Below are 1,730 nucleotides of genomic sequence, written 5' to 3'. Positions count from 1 at the left end.
AGTAAGATCGGTTTAGGCTCCGTCGGCATTTCCGCTGTGACATCCAAGCAGGAGAAGAAGCCGTGACGCCCGGTCGACAAATAGATTCCAGCCAGTCTTGGCATCGATGCTCGCTTAAGACGCCGTGAGATTGGGAGTAGTCGCCCTCGCGCGGTTGTCATAGATATCGCGGTAAAAAAGACTTCGTATCAAATCATTTGTCGACCGGGATGATTTCGGGATGCTGACCGTGACGTCAGGCTCGTAGGTCTCCTGGACTATCGCGAGCTTTTCCGCTGTCGACCAGCGACGGCGGCGCTCCGGGCCGGACAGCACTTCTATCTTAGGTATGTGACTGGTCATAATGGGCACATTACTCCTAACACTTAACAAGTGGGAGATCGTGTCCGGGGATTTAGGGGGCCACTACAATCAACAATCCACTATTACTAAAGAAGGCGAGAGATATCCCGGACCCCAGTTCGACATCGGTATTCATTGTCATCTTGCGCATCAGCGCGATGTGCTCCTGCGAGCATGGAGCAACGTTTGCCCATTCATCGCGACGAGCGCTTGGCGCGCGTCGGAAAACGTGAACTTCGCGCGCTCGGTGACATTGACGGCGTGTTCCCGAAGGACAGTTCCTTGGCTATCGCTATCTGCCACGAGGCGTAAGCCATGGCGGCGAGCGGCGCGACAGCCCCAGCGACGGCAAGAACAATGCCAAGCGAGATAACGCGATACCGTCTTGCTTGCATGAGTCACCCACAGCTCAATCAGCGCACGATAGACGGCAATCGTTAACGAATAGGGATTGCGGGGGCGCGGACCTATCTGCGCCGATCGCGATCCATCTTGACTTACAGAAGTATACTGAAGCCGGCGACTATAAGTTCAACCAGAAATGAAACCAGCGACAACATCAATGATACGATCGCGCCACCGAAAAACCAGACGAGATTTTCTGGTTGCAAACGTATCGCCAAGGCACCCGACAGAAGGTTGAGGATTGCGCAGCACGTGCAGGTGCCCGCCACCGCACCAAATATGACGGCTACCTCCATGATCAGCGCACGACGGCGCAGATACGTCAGTTGCCGGTGACGGCTCTGCCTTGGCAGAGGGTTGTCGGTAACCTCGTTCAGCCTGTCTGACACCCTTCCGAGACGAGTGACGTAAATGCCGACAAAACCGCCGGTGCCTGCCAGGAGGAATAGGGGGCTAACGAGGTTTGAATTACTTGGGCATAATCCACTATGATTTCGGGGGTATCCATTCACGCTCCTGAGACCCTGTCGATCGCGAAGCCATGACCACCACCTTTGGTTGTCATTTACGATTTTATTACCACTATGCACTTCACAGCTGGTCAGGATCGTGTCATTGCTGTTATTAAGAATATGCTAAATAACAAACTGTCTCCAGACTGCGCATGATGGCTTGCAATTCACTGTATTTCTCGACGGGGAGCGGCAATGACAGGTGCAAACGCGGATACCATGCGCTCCCTTGAACCTTCTCCGGATCAGGTCAGGGTGCAACTCGGACACATATTGAGCAGTCGGGACTTCGACCTACCGCAGCGGGCACGACGATTTCTGCAGTTCATCATCGAAGAAACGCTGGATGGGAGAGAAGGATACCTCAAGGCTTTCACGATCGCTCAAGTGGTGTTTGGTCGGAATGCTTCCTTCGATGCCCAGAGCGACCCGTGTGTACGAATAGAGGCTGCTCGCATCCGCCGCGAGTTG

Annotated in this window: 2 pseudogenes; both read right to left on the bottom strand. The window is 54.2% G+C overall.

From position 1 onward, the window contains the following. Nucleotides 1-219: 219 nt before the first annotated feature. Nucleotides 220-342: pseudogene (locus tag AC1D35_RS35895) on the bottom strand (transposase); the annotation flags it as partial. Nucleotides 343-839: 497 nt separating this feature from the next. Then, nucleotides 840-1,255, bottom strand: a pseudogene (locus tag AC1D35_RS35890) (DUF2721 domain-containing protein). Nucleotides 1,256-1,730 lie beyond the last annotated feature (475 nt).

Source organism: Rhizobium sp. P1_E6 (assembly GCF_056405875.1).
This window is presented reverse-complemented; position numbering and strand designations above follow the sequence as displayed.